Genomic DNA, 22196 nt, shown 5'->3' on the forward strand with positions numbered 1-22196 from the left:
TGGCCTTTTCTGTACCAGCGGCCGGCCCCTATCCATCTGCTCACTTCCGCCGATAGCTGCTTTTGTCACGACTCAACTGAGCCGTGAGGAAAGCGTCTCTCCGCGCGCCCGATTTCCCTGCTCGAACGAGCATCGAAACGGTCCAGTGCCTCAGCCCTGGACATCCCCTAGTGCGTTGATTTTTCTGGAGAGAAAAATGCCGAAGCTGTTCTTGATGAAGGCGACGCGTTCGCCAATGTTGTTCTTTGCTACGTGCTTCAGCCTTTGGTTCGCGATGCACTCGTTTTTCGCCGCTCTTTTCGTCGGTTTCGTTGCTTACCAGTGGGTCAAAACATCCATTCGCAAGACGATGAAAGACGACAAAGAATCGAGCGACAAAGGTTCAGCAACGTCGGCGACTCCCCAGCCTCAGGCTGAAGCAGTCCCGACGGCGTCTGTAACCCCTATCAAACGACAGTACGCGAAGTCGCCTGTCGTTGTTCCGCTTAAAACCGGCACCGCCGAATAGTCGGCCCGCCACTGACGCAAAGATGCCCTCTGGGGCGTCTTTGCTACTTCACCCCAACGGGAACCGACCCGTTGCGGGCATGGGTTCCCGTTCACCGGAGATAACCCATGGAAACCGAAATCACGGCGTGGCAACTCGATATGTTTGGCGGTGAATTGCCAATCATTGCCAGTCCAACTGTCAAGCCTGAGCCGCTTCCCGATCCGAAGTTCTGGAGCGTAGCGGTGCGAGAGAAGATGGTCGACGCACTTGTCGGCCTCGCTACTGACAGTCGTCGCGGCGACAACATGCCCGAGTCGCTGATGGACTGCTGCACGCTCCTGAGCGACAGGCTTCGCAACCGCAAAAAGCTTGAACTCGACGACTACCGGGCAACGCTCGGCTGGGTGATGGAGTTCTGGGACGGCGCTCTGCCGTATCGGTACGTTTGCCTCATCAACGGGGTCGACCCCGAGATCCTGCAGGACGTCATTGTCAGTAATCCACTGCTGAAGCGCGACATGGAAGACGTTCGTCGCAGCTGCTTCGGCTCCCTGCTGTAGGAGAGCCGAGAATGACAGCGACAACATTGAGCAAAGTCCTGAACGGACTCTTCGGCGTAACCGAGCCTGTATCAGCGCCGGCAGCACCCGCGCCGATAGTGGTAGGCCAGGGAGACAGCAACGAGCGTCAGATCATGATCGCTGGCGAGGCGCGGCTCTTTCGCGACGAAGGTGACGTAGTCGTCCAGTTTCGTCCGGCCTTCGATTACCAATTGCGCGATACGCCGGTCGGTATGAAGCTCGTACCGTCGCTCGAACCTCACTGGGCGGTCGTTGAGGAACATCCGGGTCCGCTGAGGGACGCGATCGCTGCGGCGATCGTGGCAGCCGCTCCGCACGTTACCCGCGAGCGTGAAGCTGCGGAGGCAGAGCGTCCCCGTGCACGCGAGCAGGTCAAGCCAGCTGCCGCACCAGTCGTGATCGAGAATGCGGCACCGGCTTTGGCAACGCCCACAAAAGCGCCGGGCGCACCTCGCACGGAACGTTCGCACTACGGCGTCGTAACGGAGTGGGGTGAGCGCGAGTTCCCTGACGGCAAGCGTCCCGGCAAGACCTACGAGTCGTTCTGCCTGACGCTGGAGCAACGTGGGCAGACCCGTCTGTTACAGGGCGAAGGCCTGCGCGACGCAATCGCGGAGACGCAATGTCGGCCTGGCGATCGCGTCGAAGTCCGGCGACTCGGCAAGACGAAGGTGCCCGCCGTCAACGCACGCGGGGAGCGCATTCGTGACGGGACGGGCGCTCAGGTCCTGTGGGACAAGTGGCTGTGGTCTATCAAAAAGAAGTCGTGATGGACGATCAGCGCATCTGATCCCGAACTTCCTCACCTGTGTTCCCGTATTTGCTCACCTTTTCGCTGCTGTGGCCATCCCTTGCGGGGTGGCCAGGCGCGAAAGGTGAGTTCTTCTCCCTCGAATCTTTCCCATTATTCCCAACCGGCAGCGCCCCCTTGCTGAGAAAAGCCGTTCCGCGTGAGTTGCGCGTAACGGACGGCTTTTCTGAGCAACGGTTTCACCGCCTGTAAAGGCATCGACCTCAACCACACCACCACTGGAGTGACATATGAATGTTAAGGACCTGAAGCTGTCCCCGGAACAGTGGGTAGCGTTGCTCCAGAAGTATGGAGTCCCCGCAACCTCATTGACGGGGAAAGGCTCGCCTTGTCCCATCTGCGGCGGCAACGACCGCTTCACTTATGACAACAAGCGCGGCCGCGGCAACTGGGTGTGCCGTAAATGCAACGAAGGAAACATGCGAGCCGGAGACGGCTTCGAGCTTATCTGCAAGACAGCGGGGATAACCTTCCGGGAGCTGATGATCGAACTCGACGGCGGCATTCCGGCGCCGGCGCGTAATTCACCGGGGTTCTCTGGCGCTGCGCCTTCGCCCGGTCGCAAGGCCGATCCGGCATGGGCGCGAAAGCGGCTCGAATCGATGTGGGAAAGCGCAGTGGCTCACGGCCGCGACGATCTCATAACAAGGTATCTGCGTGCGCGTGTGCCCGGCCTCGACCTTCCTTCGTCGCCGGCACTCCGTCTGGCAATGCTCGAATGTCGGCACGAAAAGAAATTGATCGGGAAGTGGCCCGGCATCCTTGCCAGATTCACGCTGCCCGACGGACGTCTCGGCACACTTCACCGAACGTTCCTCGACCGGTCGCAGCCTGCAAAGGCGACGATCGTTACTAGCGATGGCGAGGTCCTGCCTTCAAAGATGAACGACGTGACGTTGCACAGATTAAACGGCGGCGCAGTCCGGCTGATGGAGCCGGCTAACGGCGAGATCGGTGTGGGCGAAGGGCTGGAATCGGTGCTCGGCGCGCACATGCTTTCTGGCGTGCCGGTTTGGTACTGCCTTAACCGCGTGCTGCTTTCGGACTTCGTTGTTCCAGAAGGCCTTGGAATCCGCGCAGTCCACATCTTCGCGGATTTTGATGCGGTCGATCCGAAGACGAGGAAGTCGCCTGGGATGGCTGATGCGTTGGCGCTTGCCAAGCGTCTTCGCGCCGACGGCTACATCGCGATCGTTCATCGGCCAAAGCTCCGTGGAACCGACTTCGCGGATGAATGGCTGGCGTCATCCGCCAAGTCTCGCGACCCTGCTGTTCCTGCACGGTTTGGCAGGACGTGCGAGGCATTGCATGTCTGATTAACGGCGGGTTTTCCCGCCTAGTAGTTTTTCTTAACCGCCCGGTGGGGATTCGTCCCCGCCGGGGCCGCGCTCCGTCTGGGCTTTCCTCATGGAGAGAAGCATGTTCAAGATGATTGTTGGCCGGTTTGAGATTGTTGCGACGTCGGGCATCAAGAATGGTTCAGTACGAGTCGGCAAGTCAGAAGCGCAGGCTTACGATGTGATCGACCGGCGTCAGGCAGTGAATGCGAAGCCCGAGCAGACAGGCATGGAACTGGACGACGCGTGGACTTATTGCGTTCGCTATCAGGGTCGAGCTCGCGGTATCGCCTTATTGCATTGACTCAACCCCATAGCGACAAACCCGGCCATTGGCCGGGTTTTTTTTCGCCCTGAGTCGATGAATTGGTTCACCACGGAGAGGTCTTGATTCGGAAGACGATCTTCAACAGTAGAAACATCATGAACAGAAAAGGGCGCAGTATGCCAATCGCCCAAAGAAATGCGATGCCGCAAATCATAAAGACCGAAACGGTGAGATCGCATTTGGGCAATAAAACGTCGATGGCAATGAAGCCAAAAAGCGCGGCGGCAACGATCGCGCGGCGCGCGAGGGGATCCAAACTCCAAAATTTGTTAAGCATGATCGCTGTCCTTGCGAAGCCACGACAGCACCGCACCGCGCAGATGATAGGAAGACTCTAAGGCAGCAACGCCCACAGCCACCAGGAGCCAGAAGCGCGCGGCCCGAGTCCAGTCCGCGTTAGTTAGTACGTGCAAGAGGTCCACTGTTCCTACTCCATTGGTAAGGCCCGTCATGCAGGCCGATGACCTATCTTCGCAAATGCGGCGCGAAGTCAAGGCCATCGGCCGCCACTAGAACCCGGCGAACTGGTCGGCGATAGCCTCCGTGTCGAATCGCTGGGCGCCGGCGACCGACGGATCGGCAGCGGGCCGCTGTGTTGGTTGCACGGCTGCCAACGGCGCGGCTCCAGTAGAGAGTGTAGGTACGGGACGGCTTTCTACCATATCTGTTGCGTCTAAGGAGCGCCGGGCCGTCGGCGCGCCGGTCACGGACGGCGCGTCAAGCAGGGCGGGTTCGACGCATCTCGGTCCTCCGCCGTTGAGCGCCGCTCGTGCCAACGCCCTAAGTGCGCCGGCGCGCAGGCGCTCGTTATCAAATTGTTTGATGTAGGCGAAGAGATCTGGGTCTGTCGCTTCGTTGAGCGTGACTTTGACCAGTGCCTTGCCAGTCATGCAGCGGCTCCGAGCGCCTTGCGTTCGCGGGCAAGCGTTGCCTCGCCGACAATCAGGAACCCCTTGGCGTTGGCGTAGCACGGGGCCTCCAGCACGTCGAGCTGTACCCGCGGGAACGCGGCTCGTATTGCCGGTTCGTACAGGGCCGCTCCGCCTCCCGTCAGTACGATTGAGCGCAGATCAGCGGTCCGACCAACGCGGTTCTGCATGTCCTTGACCGTTGAATTAATGACAGCCTGCGACTGTTCAAGATATGGGGCGAGGTCGATGTCTTTGCCGTAGAACAACAGCGGTTTCCTTTCGCGCAGACACTTGTCGATGCGCTCAATGTCGTCGACCGGTTCGCTTTCCTTTTTCGCAATCAGAGACGCAATGCTTTTATAGACATGTGACGCCCCGCCCGGAGCACCACCGCTGCGACGGTCATTCATCGTAAAGCCGTGAGCGACCACCCAGTCCGTCGTGAAGTAACCGACATCAATGACGAGGTGGGCGTTCTCACGATCAAAGCGGCTTCCCCCATATTCGGAGAAGGAGACAAGCGATCCAAGGGGTTGCGGGACGACCTTGACCGAACCGACCTTGATCTCGCCATGACCGAAGTTCAGGGTTCCTGTGAACGCGTCGCGAAGATGCGCGGAGTACTTGGTGATGCTGTGAACAGGCAGCCCAAGCACCATGCGTTCGACCTCGGTCACGCCGGCAAAATGGAGGGATCCACCAAGCAGCGCTGCATAGTTGGCGGTGAGACAAAAATCTTCCGACAACGTCCGGCCCGCGTTGCCGTAAGCCGACGACAGTTCTACGCCGGGACCGATCTCATAGGTTGCGCCGTCTACCTCGATTGGCGCAACCTTGCGCGCGTGCAGTACGCCCTGTCCGAAGCCCGACACTGCGTCGCTGACCGCGATGGGCGCCAGCGACGGGAACATTTGCGTGGCGATGTCTGAACCCATACGGAACGCGCTTTTCGTGTTGCCGTAGCCGACGTCCACTGCGAATACTGATACTTTCATTGACTCTCTCCAGAGTTGTTGAACATTGATTGCCTGCGCTTGGGCCAAGCAGGGGCCGAGTTCGGGCCAAATATCGTTGCCGCGAAGACTTCGTTTTTTTCTTGGCCCAAGCTTGGGCCAACGTTGGCCCCAAGACCGCGTGTGACGTTCCAACTCTATCGGCTGTGGAGCAAAGTCAAGAAAGCTAAAGCTCACAACATTTAGGGAGCTTTAGAAATTCAGAGAGCGGCGGGCGCGGCTATTATTTACGTTACCCACCGCGCGATCAGCGCATCGACCTCCAAGCTTCACCATTGAAGGGATCGCTTTGCCTGGCGAAAGCCCTTCCTGTCCACGGCCGCAATCTGATGCGGCCTTTTTCTGAAGTAAATCAAAAGCAATCCGGGGCGATTTGAGGCAACCGGACGAGCGATATCCATTGGGTTTGCGGGCGGTTTTGCCCGATTTTGCGATTTGAGCTGAGTTGCCGGACACCGGACACGTCCGAAACCGGACATACCTCACGCTTGAGTCAGCATTGGACGCACCCTTTCAGCACACGAAGCTGGGACCGTTGCATGAAGCCCGACACACCGCGGCGGATTGAACGGACTTTGGGGTGGGGGAAGTGATCGCTATTACAGCGAACACTTCCCTGTACGGAAGACGAACGGCGGGCGCGGCCGGAGAAAAAACAGCGCAAACGGTTTGCCGGACGGTTGGCCACAGTCGTGCGAGTCGAGAGACGGCGCACGCGGGCGCGTGAAAACGTGTCACAGGCCGGTCCGGCAGCTAGAGCAGTCGGCGGAGTCGGGATCGCGGAGCGAAAAGCGCTGTGGCCCGACCTGCGAGACAGCGGACCCGATCAACGACGATGGACCCTGCAAAGGCAGGTCCGGTTCGGTGATGGAGGGAAAGCAGATATCGCAGGCAGGCATTGCGCGCGAGCGTGGTGCCTCGCAGCAGGCAGCAGATGGACAGTCGATGCACGTCTCTTCCACGTGCGGGGCTGAACCGATGGAATCGCTAAAGGACAGGAAGGTTGTACCCGGCGGGGAACGCGACGCGCAGCGCGACAGGTTGATGCGGGGATAGGCTCCCAGCGTCTCGCGCGCAGCGCACCGGGAGCAAGCCGTAAAAGATCAGGAAAATGTTCGAACGCTGCGTTGAGGCAAGGCGCTGTACAACGCTTTGACCGGTGCTACTCATGGGGTTGTAAGGATGTCAGCTATTCTGAATGTGCGCGCAGTGCTGCGCGATTATCGGTTGCCGCCCGACTTTAAAGGGGTACTTGAAAACCTCTTTCTGGAGAATGTCGAGAAGGTGCACAGTCGCACGCGAATTAGCGCCAAGCCTCTCTCCATCAAAACCCAGATGTATCGGACGCAGCAGATCTGCCGATCTTTTGAAGAGCTTCGGAAAAACGGCTATGCGCTCCAATCGCCGTATGCGCTGAAGCAGAAGCACGTGAAGTTCCTTGTAGACCTGTGGATCAAGTCCGGCCTCAGCGGTGGCACCATTGAGAACAAGTTGACTTATTTACGAGCGCTCGCTGACTGGATGGGAAAGACGAACCTTATCGGAACCCTGTCTGAATATGCCGACAGAGAAGCGAATAGTCTCGTGCGCTCTTATGTGGCGCTCGAAGATAAGTCCTGGGTAGGAAACGGCGTCGACGCCTCAGCGAAGATCGAGGAGATTGCAGAAACAGATCCGCGCGTCGCAGTTCAGCTTAAGCTTCAGGCGGCGTTTGGGCTGCGCGTGGAAGAGAGCTTTCTTCTGCGCCCCGCCGAGGCCGTGCGCAACGATGGCCTTTTGAGCGTAACCCGCGGGACAAAAGGCGGCCGTGACCGGGCGGTGCCGATCGACTTCAAATTTTCGGTACTGGAAGAAGCTGCCGCGTTGGCCAATCCTTTTACCGGCTCGACCATCCCGCATGGCATGACCAAACAGCAGTGGAAGTGGCGCTATTACAAGGTGCTGGCCAAACACGGCGTCACCGAATCGGGAATTGGAGTTACCAGCCACGGTCTGCGTCACCAGTACCTGCAGGAAATGTACGAGCGGATTACTGGCGTTGCAGCGCCGATCAAGATGCCATCAGAGCGCGTGGATCGTGAGGCACACAAGGCGGCGATGCAGCGCGTTGTTGAGGCGGCAGGTCACAGTCGCGCGACTAAAGCAAACGCCTATCTCTCAACGCACGCTGCGTTGGCTGCGAAGAAGACGAGCTCGCTTACCAAAGAGATGGCACTCGAGGCCGTCGCAACGGCAGGCGGGGTGAAGTCGCGCGCCGCAGCCGCGATGGGAATCTCGCGTCAAGCGCTTTACAGGCTGTTAGAGAAGTGAATGGCGGGGCGGTTGGTCCGGTTGTTTTCCTGACGCCGTCCTACCCCGGGGCGGGTATCGGCGCGGCGAGCCACGGTGTTCGCCACCAGTGCATACAGCAAAGGGATAGCGGATCGCCGGCGTTCACGCGCCGATCAAGCAACCACGGAGCCGGTAGATCGCGAGGTGCGGAAGGCGGCTATGGAGCGCATTGTCCTAATAGCCCGATACCGCAGTGCGACGAAGAGGAACCGCCTACTCCTCCTGCGGATGACCCGACAAAGCAGGGAATCCTCAGCTGCTGTGGGAAAAGCAGCCGGTCGCTGTTCCAAAAAAAATTACAAAATTACATTTTTGGAACGAAGGTTGGCGGAAAAAAAGGTCGGCTAATCAGGCACTTGGTGACGTCCGTTTTTGAAAAAAAATAACCATGGTTAATTATTTGGACTGGTTTTGCCTAACGCAGCCATTCAAGGACCGGACTGGTCAGCGCGTGATACGTGAAAATCACTGCGAGGGCCAGCACGGTCAGTAGCTGCGGAACGAGCTTTTCGCGATGGCGGTACGCGGCGCGAATGTATTCGACTGGGGACATGTTTTTCTCCGACAGGCGGTTGTTCGCTCACCGATGTGGCGAGAGTTGAGTCCAGTATGGCGCCGCTCCCGCGAAGTCAAGTCACCAGCGGTTGCGATCCGGGAGATCATCAACGGCGGCTGAGACCCGGGTCTCAAAAGAGCAATCCTCGTCACCACTGGTCGCCGGAATGCGTGGGAACTGAACGGACGCCACACCGTCGATGTAGACGAAGCGCGCCATCTGCTGCAGCGTGCGATAACGGGCGGCATCCTCGAGCACCGGTTCGATCGGCCAGAAATCGCGCGTGGTGATTTTCCCGTCGACAATCTTCTGCGCGAGCATTGAGAAAATCGGGCCGCGCTTCTCCCAGTCCTCCGTTGTGCGACTAAGTAAATCGAGGATGTACGGCGCGTCGATCGGCGAGATTTCTTTGCGTACGAGATCGAGCAATTCGCCCTCGGTCGCAGCCGGGCGGTTCAATCGCTGATTCCATATCTTTCCGGCCTCATCGAGTGCGGCGTGTCTGTCGTCGCCGACAGGTATCCACGGCGTCTGCATCCCGCAGTCGTCGCACAGGATGCAGCAAAGCTTCTCGGTCGGCGGCTCCGACAGCGACCGCGCCTCCATATCGTTCATCACGGGGGCGGTGCTGGAATTGATCTGCAGGAAATCCGTTGAAGGCCTGATTCGGCCCCCGATGACTCGTTGGGACCAGCCGAACGCCCAGTTGCCTCCACAGTGTGCGCAGGGGAAAAGTTCATCAGTCATGGCGCTTCCTGGGGACAGTGTATTTATAGTCGAATTGTAATGTCTGCCGACCAGTGCTTCTGGGCAAAACGACAGCAATAAACACAAATTGCGGCAAGTCAGCCGCTCAGGGCGTCAGCTGCGTGGTTGTACGCTTCGTGCGAGAGGAGGCGTAGAGGACGCAATGACTCACAGTCGAACACCAGGCGGTAGGCGTATCCGACGGGCACCGAGAGAAGCTGCCGGTTCGACGAGCGGATCGGTTTTCCCTTGAGGGCGCAAGGGTGAGTGCCGTCCCGCACTTTCGTGAGGATCGATCGAGCCTCTTTCTGAAGGGATGGCAGGTGAGCCACGCAGGACAGGTCGATCGGGTCGGCTGCGGCCAGTTCTTGTCTGGCGAGGCGCTTATGCCGTCGCGCGAGCGCCTCGGCTTCCCTGGCTTTGGTGATGGCGACGCAGGTATGGCAGTACTTGCCTTTGCCCGAGTGCCCGCAAGGGAAGTGTCGCTTCATGGTGATGCCCTTCAGTTGATGGTTCACCATTCGACCATGAAGCAGCGCTCAGTCAAGGTCAGGTTGAGGAAGGATCGGACGGTCTTTCGTGCGCCGCCGGGAAATCCAGTTCGGCCGACAGTTCGAGGATGCGTGAGTCCGCTCGCGCGAGCCTCGTTTCCAGGCGCTCTATGTGAGCGAGTGCAACGGCGTACTGGTCAGCGAGCATCGTGAGGGCCCAGAAGGGCGTGAGCGTGGCAGAGCAATCCCGGCAGGTGACGATTCCGCCGCGCGGGTCGAGGCGGATATTGCGATGGGCGCACTCGCCGGGGCGGTGCGTGCGATCGTCTGTGGTGACGCGCATGCGCGCGAACGGGAGGACACTGCTCATGCGCTTCTGGGCGGTAAAGTACGGGTTTATGGGGCGAGGGCGCGGGACTGTATGTCAAAAGCGACGTCGGGCGCAAACAGGTTGCGCGATATCGCTTCGTCGCGCCTGTAGTGCTGCTCGATCGTGTCAAGATAACGACGGAACGCGTCCGTGTCAGAAGGCGCGACGCGGCCGCTGCCGACGGCAAGGCGCACATCGGTTGGCGTGTTGGCGTGCCGCTCCATGCTTGCGAGCGCGGCCACCTCCGGAAGCCACCACCGATTCCAGCGCGTGGTGAACTTCAGCCAGCCGCGCGTGGCGCCGTCCATTTCGTCCCACGATGCCTGAAAGTCGAGAATCGCGCCGAGAGAGCTGAAGAAGGCCATCCGCACGGTTGTGTCGTCCGCAGCGGCGACGACGATCTGCTTGCGCCGTTCGTCGACCGGATCGGTCGAGCTTGCCATGCAGAGTGCCGGATAGCTGACGTGCCAGTCAGTACCGCGGGCCAGAGCGCGCTGGAGAAAGAAAGAGTTGGATTCCATTTTGTCGATCCTGTTCGGGCTATATCTGCCTCACCCTATATGCATCGGCAGTAAGTCAAGCCGGCGACGGTAGCACGACCGAGGCGAGCGGCGACGGTGGAACCCATTCGACGCATGGCTCACGGTGCGAAGCGTACATGGCCTGCTTCTGCAACTTGCGGGCGCGGTATGCGTCGTTAGCTTCCATGCCATAGATCTCGATTGCGATTGGCCGCGCTGTGTCTGTGAGACGGAAGTCGGGCAGCATGTCGTCGCCCTCGTCCCGCCGTAGCGGCTTTTCGAACCGCCGCCGCTCGTCCACAAGACGGTTCGCCATATTAACTTCGTAGCTCGAGTCGCACGCTATGAACGCGCGGCTGCAAAGCTGCAGGGCGAGATCGACCGCGCGCAGATTGCCATCCTTCGTGCGTTCAACTACGAGCACGGCGACGACTCGGGCTTCCGGCTGGCCGATCATCGGCCACGCGTGCCGGTAAGAACGGGCAGCGCTTTCAACAAGCGCTTTCGATGCATAGAACGTCTCGAACGTCTGACGCAGGCGAACGATGAAGCCGTACTTTGAAGGATCGATGGCCTTGATTTCCGCGATCACGACGCCGCGGCGCGACTCTGTCGGCGTGGTCCTGATCCGGCTCAGGAAGGCGTCGAACTCAGCCTTGATGGTCGGCAGTTCAGCTTCTTCATAGCGCCGCATGACGTGAACGACGTCCTGCACCGGCTTGCCGTTCATCTTCCCTTCGCCGAGCACGGCGAGAATCTGTGCACTGCAGGTGCCCCAGTTGCGCTGCGCTCCGCCTGACCAATGGTTCAGGCCAGCGTCTTGCCACACGCGCTGCAGAAAACCGAGTAGCGGTGCGGATCGACGCGACGCAGCGCGCGAATTATCGCCGGGTGAGCTTTCGCTTCTAACGGTGCCGACCGTGCGCACCGTCAGGGACACCTCTAGTCTTGCATCAAGTCCCGAATGCGTCGTGCGGATAGCTTCCTGTTCGGTGCCAGAAGCGCCACTCAATGCGGTGGGTTCGGCGAAGAACGAGCAAATGTCCCGCTTGTGATAGACACCTTCGTCTGGCCATCGCGCGAGATGGAAGAGCGCGCCGTAGCGGCGAACGACCAGTCGAAGCGGCTTGCCCCCGCCCGCGCTCTGGCAAAGGCACTCGGCGTAGCCAGACGTCCGCTTCGCGCGTTCGAGTCGTGTCGCGAAGCGTGCGGGATTGTCCTGCACCTCTTCGAGGGATGTCACCAGGCCATCGAATCGGACGTTTGTCATCTGTCAGTTCTGTAGAAAACCCGGCCACGTGTTGCCTACGTTGCCGCGAAAGGCGTGTGTCCCGAGCAGCTTGCTCACCTGACGAACGCTGCTGGCGAACTGGTCCAGGTGGTGCTGGGTCGGGAAGCGCGCAACGATGCGTCGCAGTATGCCGGGTGCAATGTAGTCGCGCTGCTCGACATACCCATCGCCGATGAGTGCGTCCATCCAGCAGTCCGGGAGTCCTAGCGCCGTGGCGCCGCCGACCGCTTGTCCACGCGTCGTATCGACAAATTCAAAGACGATCGTGATCATGGTTGGACATCCGCGGTACGGAGAGCGTCACCGTGTCTGGCCATCCGCCCCAGCGGGATGATGCGCTCGATGGTTGAGACGTCGATGACGTGGCGGACGCCTGTCGCGTTCTGAAATTCGAGGAAAGTCACGCCATCAACGATGTGCTTCTGGATGAAGGTGCGCTCGAGCACGAGGCCGGGGAAATAGCCGTTGGACAGCGCCAACGCGCGGGTCTCGATGCAATAGCCCGTGGCAGGGCGTAGCTGGTCTGTCGCGTGTGGCATGCGGGTCACGGTCGCGCGTGCCGGCGCTTTGTTCCGTACGCGTCGAAGAGCGAGATCGCGCCGAATGCCATGACGAATGTGTTGAACACGGCCAGGCCAATGAGCCAGATTGCACGCTTGTCGCGCGCGGCAATCTCTTCGGCGCGTTCTCTTTCCGCCACAACAAGGTTCGCACGCTGTGCGGCAAGTGACTGGGCTAGTGCCTGTTCGGAGCCCACATCGTGACGGGCGAGGACACCGGACCGAAGTTCGGGCGGCATATCGCGGATCGCATCCGACACGCCTGTGAGTTCAGAGACGATTGCCGTATCAATCACGACGCCCACCGCTGCGCGCTGGGGTTGCAACTGAATTCCAGCGAGGCCGATCGTCGCCGTCGACGTGAGTACGGCGATGGTGAGGATGGACAGCGTGGCGCGTTGACTAAATTTCATGCGAGTCGACAGAAGGTTCACCCATCAAGGGCGGGCACGGTCTAAATTTTCCGACTACTGCGTCGTCGCGCGGCTTGCAAAGAGACCGTAAATCGCCGCCCTTTCTGCACCGGACTGCTGAAACGACTGGCATTTCGAAAGTGCAATGTAATGCGACCCGTGAAAAGAAGCGGGAAAACAGCGTCATTCTTCGTTAGTAGTCTGCCCATGGGTAAAGATCTGGCGGAGGTTCGATACAGCATCAGCCTGGCGGAGCCGCGTCGCGCAGACGTGAAGCACACGAGCCCGCAGTTTTTCGAGAGGCACGTTATCCACATGCTTGTCCCCAGAATATGTTGATAACCCGAGGGGCAGGCACGCAAGAGACGATGTGAAAACGCCGTCATTCGGCCCTGACGACGGCGTCGCACGCCGTATTGTTTACCCATCACCCGCGCGTACGCGCATCGACTGACCGCGCGTTCTGCGCATTTCATCTGACGTCCGCTCCTTGCGGCCGCTCATTCAACCCAGACGGGAATCATCCCGCTCTGGCGTGGTGTCCCGTCAATTCCATTGAGGGAAACACCATGTACACGGCACTTGTCCAGCAGTTCAAGGATGCACAGACGAAGGCCGCAGCTGCCTATCTTCAAGTTCGTGCGGCCGAAACTGCGCTTTTTCCTCGTGACGGCCAGTACTCGTACTGTGCTGCTGAGACGCGATCCGAATACAAGACGGAGCGTGAACTGAGTGACTTCTGCAATCGACTTTCTCACGTGCTTGTCCGCGAGGCGGTGCGACGGTTTTCGCCGCCCGGTGGACGCCTTGAGATAGAAGACAGCAAGGAACTCGCTAACGCATCGATCGATATTCACGAAGCGCTCAGGTCCGGGAAGTGTCCGGACTTCGACGCGTTCTGGGCTCACCTGGAGCGCACCTATAGCGGCGACGCCGGCAAGCGCATTGGCCTGATGCAGGCGGCGAAGTCGATCATCGACGGCTTCAACATCCGGCCGAATTCAGAGATCAAGCGGACGTCGAGCTCGATCGTGTGCGAAGGCCGGATCTGGAGTGAGCCGTGTTACCGCTCCAGCGCACGCAAGGCGACCTACCACTCACAGCAGACTGTCGTGAACATCACGCGCGGTCTCGCTGCTTTCGCGGGGCATTCCGGCTTCGACGTACTTGCATCGGAGCTGGCGCACGGGCGACTGCTGGACTATGAGTTCGAGACTCGCGAGAAGGTCTGCTTCAACGGCCTTGACATCGTGATGTACAACGAGAAATGGCAGTTCAAGTTCTCGCATCAGGTGGGCGATGCCCTTTCGCTATTTATCAGCGAATTCGGTGCCGACTACCTGGCGTCGCGTGACCGCTACTGATCGGGGGCTCATCATGGTCCGTCACCGCGTTTATCTCTTTACGCGCTACGTCGCCAGGACGTACGCGTTGTCAACCAACGATCTGCTCAGGATCGTGCGCGCAGGCGAGTGCTATTCACCGATGTTCTGCGCTGCGGCGTTGCGACACGTCGTGCAGCGCGCGCCGCTGGATGTGACAGGCGGCCAGCCGTTTGCCGCCCGTCGGCGTGCAGTTCGCAAGTTCTATCACCTGTAGTTCCCAACCCGCCGGATACGTCCGGCGTTCCTTCTTCGGCCCGCTTCCACGCGGGCCTTTTCTTGTGTGCCGAGCATGCGCAACAGCTTGGGGGTGCGAGTCCCCTGTCCAACCTGATGGTGGTGAAGGACTAGCGAAACGCAAGGGCGTCGCCGCGAGGCGGGGTCTGAAAGAAGCGTGTAGCAAAGCCACGACCTGACGAACAGAAACCAGATATGAGGCCTACCCGGCCGGACGAGCAAGCAAGTGATTGCGAAGTCCATAGCCATCAAGGGCCGGGGTGGTAAATCTGGCAGGTGTGTGGTGAAGGCGGTTGAGCTTACCTCGGGAGACCTGCCCGGTGTCCTGGAATCAGGACTGAACGGACCGCGAGGGACGTTGACCACTGTGCAGGAGTCAGCAGCGGGCATAGTAGGGCGGAGACGCCTGAAGGCCCAAACGGAGAGGAGCGGCAAGTAAGCCGGAGAACTCGACATGGGAGCGCAGCAGAAAACGCATCGCGTCCTTGACCGCGGAGGCAGGGGTGAAGCCCTGAGCGCTGCTGATCGAGGGGCTGAACCTATGGCGGCGAACCCCGAGTCTGAAAGCCCGTCGGCTTGTGACCGACTGATGGAAGAAGTCTGTGAACGGGAGAACCTGAAGCAGGCGTTGAAGCGTGTGAAAGCGAACAAGGGTGCACCGGGCGTGGACGGTATGACGGTTCATGCACTGCCGGCGTACCTGCGGGAGCACTGGCCGTCGATACGGGCCACGCTGCTGAACGGCACGTACAGGCCGCAACCTGTGAGACGGGTCGAGATACCCAAGCCGGATGGAGGTGGCGTGCGCAAGCTCGGCATTCCCTCTGCGCTTGACCGATTTGTTCAGCAGGCGGTGTTGCAGGTACTGCAAAGGCAGTGGGACCCGACGTTCTCGGATTCCAGTTACGGCTTCCGTCCGGGACGCTCGGCACATCAGGCGGTAGGGCGCGCACAGGGTTACATTCAGGCGGGGTATCGCTGGGTTGTAGACCTGGATCTGGAGAAATTCTTCGATCGCGTGAGCCACGACATTCTGATGAGTCGAGTCGCAAAGCGGGTTGGCGACAGGCGTGTACTGAAACTGATCCGCTGCTTCCTGACGGCGGGTGTGCTGGAAAACGGGCTGGTTGGCGCAACGGACGAAGGGACGCCGCAGGGTGGTCCGCTGTCACCGTTGTTATCCAACCTGATGCTCGACGACCTCGACCGCGAGCTCGAGCGGCGCGGCTTGCACTTCGTGAGGTACGCCGACGACAGTAACGTCTACGTACGCAGCGAACGCGCAGGCCAGCGGGTGATGGCGGGGCTGAAGGCCTTCCTCACCGGCAAGCTAAAGCTGAAGGTCAATGAGGCGAAGAGCGCGGTCGCGCGTCCACACACGCGTAAATTCCTCGGATTCACCTTCTCGAACCGGGAACAGGTCACACGGCGCATTGCACCCAAGGCGCTGGCCCGCTTCAAGGATCGAATCCGGGAGCTGACTCAACGCACGCGCGGAATCAGCGTCGACCAGATGATCGGCACGCTGAAGCGATATCTGACGGGCTGGCGTGGTTACTTTGGATACTGCGAGACACCTGGCGTGCTTCGGAAACTGGATGAGTGGATCAGACGGCGCATGCGCTGCTTCTTCTGGAAGCAGTGGAAGCACAGTCCTGCCCGATTCCAGGAACTGACGGCGCGCGGGGTTAGCCGTCATCTTGCTGCCCAGACGGTGGGTTCACCTCACGGGGTATGGCGGCTCAGTTGCAGCCCTGCGCTGAACATCGCCCTGTCCAATCGCTACTTCCGCTCGCTTGGGCTTCCATCGGTCGGTTCATAGTCGATCAACTGATCCGAACCGCCGTGTACGGACCCGTATGCACGGTGGTGTGGGAGGGGTCGGGCCGTGAGGCTCGCCCCTATCCCGATTTATGGATGCAATCATGCAGAGAGATCTGTTTTCTTTGGCGCCGGACTGGTACGAGCCTTTGCGCTCGGTCATCAGCCTCGGCTCCCAGGCTGCGCCGGTCGCCCATCAGGGCGAACTGGCCGCGGCGCGTCGTCAGCATCTCGGACAGTTCTTCACACCGGATGCAATCGCCGCCTTCATGTGGAGTGTAATCAGTGGCTGGAAGATCAACCGCTGCATCCGGCTACTGGATAACTCCGTTGGATCCGGGCGGCTGTTCCAGTATGCCGATCCTGAGCGCTACGCGGTGTATGGCGTCGACGTTCACGCGGATGTGATCACCCAATGCCAGAAGGTATTCGAGGAAGCGGGGTTCGACTGCGAGTTCAGGCACGCCGGCATGGAGGACATCCAGCCGGCGAACTTCGATATCGCGATCATCAATCCGCCGTTTTCGGTTCATCTCGAGTCTCCACACCTGAAGCCGTTCTCCTGCACCACGTGGGGCAGATACGGCGCAAACACCAGTGCGCTCAGTCATGAGTATGCGGTGCATCAGGCGCTGGACGCGGCGAACATCGTCGTTGCGTTGCTCCCGGTCACGACGGCGGAAGCTTTTGTGGCGGGTGAACTGGGTGATTCGGCCCGACGCCGCGTTGCTGGTCTGTTCGAGCTGGCTCCCGATGCATTCAAATCGGAAGGCGCGAACGTGCGGACCGCTGTTGTGGTGTTCGACCGGTACCGCTCGCGTCCTTCGGACTTCGTGAGAACGAAAGTCGAAGACCTCGCGCTGCCCGCGCCGGACCTCGGGTTGCATTACGAGGACCGGAGTTTTGGCGAGGCGCGGCTGCGCTACCAGAAGCTCGATGACAGCGTGCCTGCCATCACGCGACCAGTGACGGGAGATAGGTCGGTCGTCATTGCGCATGACGGCCGGCGCATCCGTCTCGGCTTCGCCTGTGGGTTCAACGAGGCGATGGTGCTCAACAATGTTTTCGTTGAACGCATCTATTCGCGTGACGGCCACCGGCTGCCGCGCGGATTCCGCTACGCCGGTCAGGGTCTGCTCGATCTGGAGACATACCTGATGCAGGATGATCCGCGCGCCGCGATGGACAGGCTGCTCGATCGAATCCGAAGCGTTGGGGGCGAGCCGCAGTTTGCGCCGGGTTTCCTCGAGCACCTTGAACGACGTGCGAGAAGGAGCCTCCGTCAGGCGACGCCGCTCAGACATGTGGCGTGGACAACGGGTGCCGGTTCGACGGACGTCGTGACTGGCAACGCGCGCGAGACCCACAAGGTCGATGCGACGCGGTGGGCCAGCCCGCTGGTGATGGCGGGTGATGCGGTGACTTTCATGCGTGAGGATGACGGCCGTTACCGCTATGTCGTCAAGGGCGCTACCTACCATCTGTCGGTGGACGAGTTGAACGCGCGGTTTGCGGTCGATAACGTGGCTGAAGGCTGGGAGGTGGTTCACGAAGGTCTTGCCGTGAAGTTTCCGCAGCAGGCAGCCGCGCTCCGGGCCAGAGTCAACTCTCTGGGCATCGACCGCTGGCTCACCTGGGAATTCCAGACGGAAGACCTCGTCGAGACGCTGATGAAACCCTCGGGATGCGTGATCGCGTGGGAGCAGGGCTGTGGCAAGTCGCGGCTCGCCATCGCGCTGATCGTCGCCTCCCAGGTCACGCACGGTCTCATCGTTGTTGAGTCACGGCTGATCGACGAAATGATGAAGGAGATCGCGCTGCTGCCGATCGACGCCAGTGACGTGAAAGTCATCGGCTGCGCGGCGGACCTGAAGGATCTGCGGCGGGTCAACCTCATCTCGTACGAGCGTCTGCGTATGCCGGTCGACAAGGCAGTGTCGAAGCGTGTGACGTATGCGCATCGACTGCGGCGGCGCATCGGCCTGCTGGTGGCCGATGAAGGCGAGCGGCTGGCCAATCCGACGAGCGATCAGAGCCGCGCGCTCTGGCAGCTTTCGGCGCGACGTCGATACGTGTTGACGGGTTCTCCCATTCCGAACTATCCGCGTGACGCCTTCGGGCTGATCGCGTTCTCGGGCGGTGACGGCACGGCGGCCCAGCCGTATGGCTACCGGCTGGGCTATCTGGAGGAAAACTGGATCAACACCGTCGAGTATGCAATGCGGGGCGTTGACCGGTTCCGCGATGACTTCGTGGTGCTGGAATGGGTGACGTGGCAGTTCGCGGAAAGCCTGCAGGAAGGGGCGAAGCGTGAGGTGCCAAAGATCGGGAACCTGCACGGCTACCGCGCAATGCTTGCGCCGCATATCAAGCGGCGGCTGGTGGCAGAGCCGGAGGTCGCTAAGTACATCCAGATCGAACCGCCTGAGTTTGACGTCGAGACGGTGGACTGGGACCGAGGGCATCTCGCCGCGTACCTGCGAGCCGCAGATGAGTTTGCCGACTGGTATCGCTCATCCCGCGACGACCGCAAGGCCTGCAACCTCATCACGATCCTCGCGCGCATACGTGCCGTGCATTTTGCCGCCAACTATCCGCAATACGGGATGGAAGGCGTCGAACGCATCGGCGGTCTGACGAGCAAACAGCGGGCGGTTATCTCGCGCATGCGGGAGATTGCCGCTGAAGGCAAGCAGGCGATTGTGTTTGCGGAAAACCCGGGCGTGCTTGACCTGCTGGCGCGTGAGCTTGAATCGCATGGTGTGCAGTCGGTGCCGTTCCACGGCGAGATCCCGATCAAGCGCCGCGTGTCGGACAAGGACAAGCGGTTTCTGACCGGGCTGGCCACAGGGCTGCTCGCTACGAAAGCATCGGGCCGTGCGGGCTACAACCTGCCGAACGCCGACTACATCCTCTTCTATGACCGGTCGTGGACGTGGCGCATCGAGTATCAGGCGATGCGGCGCGCGCTGCGCTGGAACCGTAAGGGGACGTTGAAGGTGCTGTATTTCCATCTGCCGGGCAGCATCGACGAATATCAGGATCAGATGGTCGCGCACAAGCGTGATGCGACGCAGGCGGGACTGGACTGGGCGACGCCCGAGCTTGAAGACGAGACGTTCCTGCACATGGATTCGTTGCTGGATCGCTTTGTTCATGACCTTGCATTGGTCGCAGACCGTGAGACCTGTGACATGCGCAAACTGTTGAAGGAGGCCGCATGAAGGAATCGAAAGTGACAGTACTGGTGGGCGATGGCGTCGTGACGGTCAAGCGTGAAGGCTCGAACCGCGCATTGCTCGCGAACATTCTCGGTACCGTCGAAGCGGACGGCGTTGAGGTGCTGTGTCTCGACCGGCTTGTACACGCCAGTCATGAGCAGCAGTTCGGCGAGTGGTCGCTCTCCGGCGCGGTAACGACGCTCCTGTCGCGCCCGTTGCCGGCGCCAGCATCCGTCGGTTCGCCAGCATCCGTTGTGTTGCAGTAATGGGATGGGCAGCGTCTGCAAGGGCGTTGCCGATCCATTTGTTCCCAACCCGGCTTCGTGCCGGGTTTTTCGCTGATAGCGCTTCGAAGTGATAGGCGAGGCGTTTTGGCAAGCATTTGATGCTGGGCTCCCGCCGCTCGCAGTTATCGTTGATGTATTACCCGCGTCCCTGACGCATCGACTCGCCGGCTTGCCCGGCCCATCTGCTTTGTAACCCCTCGGGAACCAGTCCCGCGGGGGAAGGGTTCCCTACACAGGAGACCTCCATGGAATGCACTTACCTTAATGTCCGCGTAGATTTCGCACGCGCGAAAGTTGCAAGTATCACGAACCCCGCCACCCATCTTTTCGGGCTCGCAATGGCCGACGCCCAGGCGTTGGGCTATCGCGACGCAGAATCCTCCGGACTGAGTGAGCCACCGGTTCCCAAGCTGTTCGCCGATGAGCCGAAGCTGGTCCATGCATGGCAGGACGGCGTCATCGAATGGGAATCTGAGGGCGAGTACATGGACATGTGCTCGTTCTGTTTTGGTGATCACCTTCTCTCTGCATGCCCGCGCATCTGATGCGGTCGTACTTTTATTCTTCCCAACCCGGCTTCGCGCCGGGTTTTTTCGTTTACGCGAGAGACACGGCGTTTACGTGAGCTTTGCGGGGTGCGCGGGGCGCGTGCGGCGGTATCTTTGAGAAATCACCCGCGTCCCTGACGCATCGACTCGCCGGTTCAACCGGCCCATTGTTGTTCAACCCTTCGGGAACTCACTCCCGACAGGGCTGGGTTCCCTCTCCGGAGACCCACGATGCAACAACAACCTACTCTTGCCCTCAAACACATCACCATCGCTGCCAATCCTCGCACGTATTTCGATGCGGCGGAAATGGAAGAGCTGACCGCTTCCGTGCGCGAAAAAGGTGTCATCCAGCCGGTGATCGTCAGAACTCTCGACGATGGCGGTTTCGCCCTCGTTGCTGGCGGCCGCAGATACAGAGCGGCCATGACGGCGCACGGCGAGGATTACGAGATACCCGTCGTTGTGAAGGAAATCGATGAGGTCGAGGCCAAGCAACTCGCCATTATCGAAAACATCCAGCGCGCCGACATGTCGCCTGCCGAGGAAGCCATTGCGGCAGCCGAGCAGGTCGGCCTCTGCAAGGGCGATCGTGACGAGGTCGCGCGCATCTTCGGATGGTCGCGTGCCACGCTCGACAAGCGGCTTGCGCTGATGAACTGCAGCGCATCCGTTCTGGAGGCGCTCAACACCCGGCAGATTCTGCTAGGTCACGCCGAACTGCTTGCCGCACTCCCGAAGGAAACGCAGGACAAGCTGCTTCCGGTGATCGTTCAGGAAGGCAAGCCGGTCGCCGAACTGAAGAAAAAGATCGAGCAGGTCGCTTGTGCGCTGTCTGCCGCAATCTTCGACAAAACCGATTGTGCAAATTGCCCCCACAACTCGTCCACCCAGGGCGAAATGTTCGGCGAGTCCATTGCTACAGGCAACTGTACGAACCGAACCTGTTTCAACGAAAAGACGGAGAAACAGCTTGAGTCGGTCGCGGCCACGCTTCGCGATGATTTCCCCGTCGTGCGCATCGTGCGAGCGGGCGACAACCACACCCGGATACAGCTTGCTGTGGAAGGGTCGAAGGGCGTCGGCGAAGAACAGGCGAAAGCCTGCCACGCGTGCCAGAACTACGGCGCCGCGGTGAGCGGTCTGCCTGATTCTGTCGGCAAGGTCTACAAGGGCCAGTGCTTCGATACTGTCTGCAACATGAAGATGGTTGCGAAACGCCTGCAGGCTGAAAAGGCTGCGGCCGAGCCGAAGTCCGAAGCGAAACCGGGCGGTACCGGCGCCAAGGCTGCGACCAAAGCGTCCGGTGCAGCGCCGTCGACGACGAGCAACCCACCGGCGACGGTGGTAGCTGAGTCTGACCGCATCAAGACCTATCGCGTGGCGCTGTGGCGCAAGGCCCTCCGCAAGGAAGTCGGCCAGCAGCCTCTGTTGGCCCAGCGATACCTTGTCTCGATCGCGCTCGCCGGACAGGCCCGCTGCGTCGATGATTCGACGATGAAGGGCATCTGGGAGAAGCTGACCGACGAGAAGATCGCCATGTCGGACGTGGCGAAGGCTGCGACGTCCGTGGCTGCCGCTGATGAGGCCAAGCTCGCGCTGGCTGTCACCGGCGTCACGGTCGCGGCAATCCAGGGTTTGGACGTTCACCATCTGACGAGTCTCTGCCGTCACCATCGACTCGACCTCAACCAGCACTGGAAGCTCTGCAAGGACTTTCTGGAACTGATCACGAAGTCGGAAATGATGGTGGTGGCCGATGAGCTTGGCATTCGTGCCGCGCTCGGCGACGAGTTCAAGAAGGTGTTCAGCAAATCGAAGGCGGAAGTCATCGACGCGCTGCTCAACGTCAAGGGCTTCGACTACACCGGCAAGGTTCCGAAGGTTCTGAAGTATTAACACGCGCTCTCGCGCATCGATCGAAGCGGGCTTTCCTGGTCCGCTTCATT

The 22196-nt window shown here is 60.3% G+C and carries 25 protein-coding genes; 13 read left to right on the plus strand and 12 right to left on the minus strand.

Annotated elements, in window-relative coordinates; all coding sequences use genetic code 11:
• Positions 1-196 precede the first annotated feature (196 nt).
• The 5 genes from OH764_RS34660 (at position 197) to OH764_RS34680 (ending at position 3523) form a co-directional block, all read left to right on the plus strand.
• Entirely contained in the window at positions 197-508 is a 312-nt protein-coding gene (locus tag OH764_RS34660; RefSeq protein WP_498851465.1) for a hypothetical protein, read from the plus strand.
• A gap of 107 nt (positions 509-615) precedes the next feature.
• A complete protein-coding gene (locus tag OH764_RS34665) occupies positions 616-1050 on the plus strand; it encodes a hypothetical protein (RefSeq protein WP_498851466.1) in 435 nt (144 codons plus the stop codon).
• 11 nt (positions 1051-1061) lie between these two features.
• Positions 1062-1841 carry a hypothetical protein gene (locus OH764_RS34670; RefSeq protein WP_498851467.1) on the plus strand — a complete coding sequence of 260 codons (780 nt, stop codon included), beginning with the start codon at positions 1062-1064 and terminating at the stop codon, positions 1839-1841.
• A 271-nt stretch (positions 1842-2112) separates the two neighbouring features.
• Positions 2113-3198, plus strand: a complete 1086-nt coding sequence (locus tag OH764_RS34675) for a primase/helicase family protein (RefSeq protein WP_498851468.1) — start codon at positions 2113-2115, stop codon at positions 3196-3198.
• Positions 3199-3301: 103 nt separating this feature from the next.
• Positions 3302-3523 carry a hypothetical protein gene (locus OH764_RS34680; RefSeq protein ID WP_408236157.1) on the plus strand — a complete coding sequence of 74 codons (222 nt, stop codon included), beginning with the start codon at positions 3302-3304 and terminating at the stop codon, positions 3521-3523.
• A gap of 67 nt (positions 3524-3590) precedes the next feature.
• Here OH764_RS34680 and OH764_RS34685 read toward each other — a convergent pair whose 3' ends face one another.
• The 3 genes from OH764_RS34685 to OH764_RS34695 form a co-directional block, all read right to left on the minus strand.
• Positions 3591-3824, minus strand: a complete 234-nt coding sequence (locus OH764_RS34685; protein WP_088176759.1) for a hypothetical protein — start codon at positions 3822-3824, stop codon at positions 3591-3593.
• Positions 3825-4056: 232 nt separating this feature from the next.
• Positions 4057-4437 carry a hypothetical protein gene (locus OH764_RS34690; RefSeq protein ID WP_498851469.1) on the minus strand — a complete coding sequence of 127 codons (381 nt, stop codon included), beginning with the start codon at positions 4435-4437 and terminating at the stop codon, positions 4057-4059.
• Positions 4434-5453, minus strand: a complete 1020-nt coding sequence (locus OH764_RS34695) for a PRTRC system protein D (RefSeq protein WP_408179031.1) — start codon at positions 5451-5453, stop codon at positions 4434-4436. The genes OH764_RS34690 and OH764_RS34695 overlap by 4 nt, the downstream gene beginning before the upstream one ends.
• 1200 nt (positions 5454-6653) lie before the next feature.
• Here OH764_RS34695 and OH764_RS34700 point away from each other — a divergent pair.
• Positions 6654-7781 (plus strand): integrase domain-containing protein, encoded by a 1128-nt coding sequence (locus OH764_RS34700; RefSeq protein WP_498851470.1) that lies wholly within the window; start codon positions 6654-6656, stop codon positions 7779-7781.
• A 436-nt stretch (positions 7782-8217) separates the two neighbouring features.
• Here the strand turns inward: OH764_RS34700 and OH764_RS34705 are convergent, their stop codons facing one another.
• The 9 genes from OH764_RS34705 to OH764_RS34745 all read right to left on the minus strand — a co-directional run bounded on the left by OH764_RS34705 (position 8218) and on the right by OH764_RS34745 (position 12751).
• The gene (locus OH764_RS34705; RefSeq protein WP_498851471.1) at positions 8218-8355 is read right to left on the minus strand and encodes a hypothetical protein; all 138 of its coding nucleotides are present in this window, start codon (positions 8353-8355) and stop codon (positions 8218-8220) included.
• 81 nt (positions 8356-8436) lie between these two features.
• On the minus strand, positions 8437-9105 hold the full coding sequence (locus OH764_RS34710; protein WP_498851472.1) for a Lar family restriction alleviation protein: 669 nt from the start codon (positions 9103-9105) through the stop codon (positions 8437-8439).
• 98 nt (positions 9106-9203) lie between these two features.
• Positions 9204-9626: a DUF7682 family zinc-binding protein gene (locus tag OH764_RS34715; protein WP_498851473.1), complete on the minus strand. Its 423-nt coding sequence runs from the start codon at positions 9624-9626 to the stop codon at positions 9204-9206.
• A gap of 28 nt (positions 9627-9654) precedes the next feature.
• The gene (locus OH764_RS34720; protein WP_498851474.1) at positions 9655-9966 is read right to left on the minus strand and encodes a hypothetical protein; all 312 of its coding nucleotides are present in this window, start codon (positions 9964-9966) and stop codon (positions 9655-9657) included.
• Between the two features lie 26 nt (positions 9967-9992).
• Positions 9993-10487, minus strand: coding sequence for a hypothetical protein (locus tag OH764_RS34725; RefSeq protein WP_498851475.1), 495 nt, complete (start codon positions 10485-10487; stop codon positions 9993-9995).
• 55 nt (positions 10488-10542) lie between these two features.
• Positions 10543-11757: a DUF1173 family protein gene (locus OH764_RS34730; RefSeq protein WP_498851476.1), complete on the minus strand. Its 1215-nt coding sequence runs from the start codon at positions 11755-11757 to the stop codon at positions 10543-10545.
• 3 nt (positions 11758-11760) lie between these two features.
• Positions 11761-12051 carry a hypothetical protein gene (locus OH764_RS34735; protein ID WP_498851477.1) on the minus strand — a complete coding sequence of 97 codons (291 nt, stop codon included), beginning with the start codon at positions 12049-12051 and terminating at the stop codon, positions 11761-11763.
• Positions 12048-12317 (minus strand): hypothetical protein, encoded by a 270-nt coding sequence (locus tag OH764_RS34740; RefSeq protein WP_498851478.1) that lies wholly within the window; start codon positions 12315-12317, stop codon positions 12048-12050. The genes OH764_RS34735 and OH764_RS34740 overlap by 4 nt, the downstream gene beginning before the upstream one ends.
• 5 nt (positions 12318-12322) lie before the next feature.
• Positions 12323-12751 (minus strand): hypothetical protein, encoded by a 429-nt coding sequence (locus tag OH764_RS34745; protein ID WP_498851479.1) that lies wholly within the window; start codon positions 12749-12751, stop codon positions 12323-12325.
• Between the two features lie 569 nt (positions 12752-13320).
• On the opposite strand from OH764_RS34745, the gene OH764_RS34750 reads away from it, so the two are divergent.
• From OH764_RS34750 to OH764_RS34780, 7 genes are all read left to right on the plus strand, one after another.
• Positions 13321-14115, plus strand: a complete 795-nt coding sequence (locus OH764_RS34750; RefSeq protein ID WP_498851480.1) for a hypothetical protein — start codon at positions 13321-13323, stop codon at positions 14113-14115.
• 13 nt (positions 14116-14128) lie between these two features.
• Positions 14129-14350, plus strand: a complete 222-nt coding sequence (locus tag OH764_RS34755; protein ID WP_498851481.1) for a hypothetical protein — start codon at positions 14129-14131, stop codon at positions 14348-14350.
• A 474-nt stretch (positions 14351-14824) separates the two neighbouring features.
• Entirely contained in the window at positions 14825-16192 is a 1368-nt protein-coding gene (gene ltrA / locus OH764_RS34760) for a group II intron reverse transcriptase/maturase (RefSeq protein ID WP_498851482.1), read from the plus strand.
• A gap of 103 nt (positions 16193-16295) precedes the next feature.
• Entirely contained in the window at positions 16296-19415 is a 3120-nt protein-coding gene (locus OH764_RS34765) for an SNF2-related protein (protein WP_498851483.1), read from the plus strand.
• Positions 19412-19678 (plus strand): hypothetical protein, encoded by a 267-nt coding sequence (locus OH764_RS34770; protein ID WP_498851484.1) that lies wholly within the window; start codon positions 19412-19414, stop codon positions 19676-19678. The genes OH764_RS34765 and OH764_RS34770 overlap by 4 nt, the downstream gene beginning before the upstream one ends.
• 266 nt (positions 19679-19944) lie before the next feature.
• Positions 19945-20244, plus strand: a complete 300-nt coding sequence (locus OH764_RS34775) for a hypothetical protein (RefSeq protein WP_498851485.1) — start codon at positions 19945-19947, stop codon at positions 20242-20244.
• A gap of 234 nt (positions 20245-20478) precedes the next feature.
• Positions 20479-22146 (plus strand): PRTRC system ParB family protein, encoded by a 1668-nt coding sequence (locus OH764_RS34780; protein ID WP_498851486.1) that lies wholly within the window; start codon positions 20479-20481, stop codon positions 22144-22146.
• Positions 22147-22196: the final 50 nt, after the last annotated feature.

Origin of the sequence: Burkholderia sp. M6-3 (genome assembly GCF_050858985.1) — a bacterium.
Classification (GTDB): Bacteria; Pseudomonadota; Gammaproteobacteria; order Burkholderiales; family Burkholderiaceae; genus Paraburkholderia; species Paraburkholderia caledonica.

Bases quoted from the DNA above. Each gene is read 5' to 3' on its own strand.
- OH764_RS34660 (WP_498851465.1), top strand. From the start codon at position 197: ATGCCGAAGCTGTTCTTGATGAAGGCGACGCGTTCGCCAATGTTGTTC.
- OH764_RS34665 (WP_498851466.1), top strand. From the start codon at position 616: ATGGAAACCGAAATCACGGCGTGGCAACTCGATATGTTTGGCGGTGAA.
- OH764_RS34670 (WP_498851467.1), top strand. From the start codon at position 1,062: ATGACAGCGACAACATTGAGCAAAGTCCTGAACGGACTCTTCGGCGTA.
- OH764_RS34675 (WP_498851468.1), top strand. From the start codon at position 2,113: ATGAATGTTAAGGACCTGAAGCTGTCCCCGGAACAGTGGGTAGCGTTG.
- OH764_RS34680 (WP_408236157.1), top strand. From the start codon at position 3,302: ATGTTCAAGATGATTGTTGGCCGGTTTGAGATTGTTGCGACGTCGGGC.
- OH764_RS34685 (WP_088176759.1), bottom strand. From the start codon at position 3,824: ATGCTTAACAAATTTTGGAGTTTGGATCCCCTCGCGCGCCGCGCGATC.
- OH764_RS34690 (WP_498851469.1), bottom strand. From the start codon at position 4,437: ATGACTGGCAAGGCACTGGTCAAAGTCACGCTCAACGAAGCGACAGAC.
- OH764_RS34695 (WP_408179031.1), bottom strand. From the start codon at position 5,453: ATGAAAGTATCAGTATTCGCAGTGGACGTCGGCTACGGCAACACGAAA.
- OH764_RS34700 (WP_498851470.1), top strand. From the start codon at position 6,654: ATGTCAGCTATTCTGAATGTGCGCGCAGTGCTGCGCGATTATCGGTTG.
- OH764_RS34705 (WP_498851471.1), bottom strand. From the start codon at position 8,355: ATGTCCCCAGTCGAATACATTCGCGCCGCGTACCGCCATCGCGAAAAG.
- OH764_RS34710 (WP_498851472.1), bottom strand. From the start codon at position 9,105: ATGACTGATGAACTTTTCCCCTGCGCACACTGTGGAGGCAACTGGGCG.
- OH764_RS34715 (WP_498851473.1), bottom strand. From the start codon at position 9,626: ATGGTGAACCATCAACTGAAGGGCATCACCATGAAGCGACACTTCCCT.
- OH764_RS34720 (WP_498851474.1), bottom strand. From the start codon at position 9,966: ATGAGCAGTGTCCTCCCGTTCGCGCGCATGCGCGTCACCACAGACGAT.
- OH764_RS34725 (WP_498851475.1), bottom strand. From the start codon at position 10,487: ATGGAATCCAACTCTTTCTTTCTCCAGCGCGCTCTGGCCCGCGGTACT.
- OH764_RS34730 (WP_498851476.1), bottom strand. From the start codon at position 11,757: ATGACAAACGTCCGATTCGATGGCCTGGTGACATCCCTCGAAGAGGTG.
- OH764_RS34735 (WP_498851477.1), bottom strand. From the start codon at position 12,051: ATGATCACGATCGTCTTTGAATTTGTCGATACGACGCGTGGACAAGCG.
- OH764_RS34740 (WP_498851478.1), bottom strand. From the start codon at position 12,317: ATGCCACACGCGACAGACCAGCTACGCCCTGCCACGGGCTATTGCATC.
- OH764_RS34745 (WP_498851479.1), bottom strand. From the start codon at position 12,751: ATGAAATTTAGTCAACGCGCCACGCTGTCCATCCTCACCATCGCCGTA.
- OH764_RS34750 (WP_498851480.1), top strand. From the start codon at position 13,321: ATGTACACGGCACTTGTCCAGCAGTTCAAGGATGCACAGACGAAGGCC.
- OH764_RS34755 (WP_498851481.1), top strand. From the start codon at position 14,129: ATGGTCCGTCACCGCGTTTATCTCTTTACGCGCTACGTCGCCAGGACG.
- ltrA (WP_498851482.1), top strand. From the start codon at position 14,825: ATGGGAGCGCAGCAGAAAACGCATCGCGTCCTTGACCGCGGAGGCAGG.
- OH764_RS34765 (WP_498851483.1), top strand. From the start codon at position 16,296: ATGCAGAGAGATCTGTTTTCTTTGGCGCCGGACTGGTACGAGCCTTTG.
- OH764_RS34770 (WP_498851484.1), top strand. From the start codon at position 19,412: ATGAAGGAATCGAAAGTGACAGTACTGGTGGGCGATGGCGTCGTGACG.
- OH764_RS34775 (WP_498851485.1), top strand. From the start codon at position 19,945: ATGGAATGCACTTACCTTAATGTCCGCGTAGATTTCGCACGCGCGAAA.
- OH764_RS34780 (WP_498851486.1), top strand. From the start codon at position 20,479: ATGCAACAACAACCTACTCTTGCCCTCAAACACATCACCATCGCTGCC.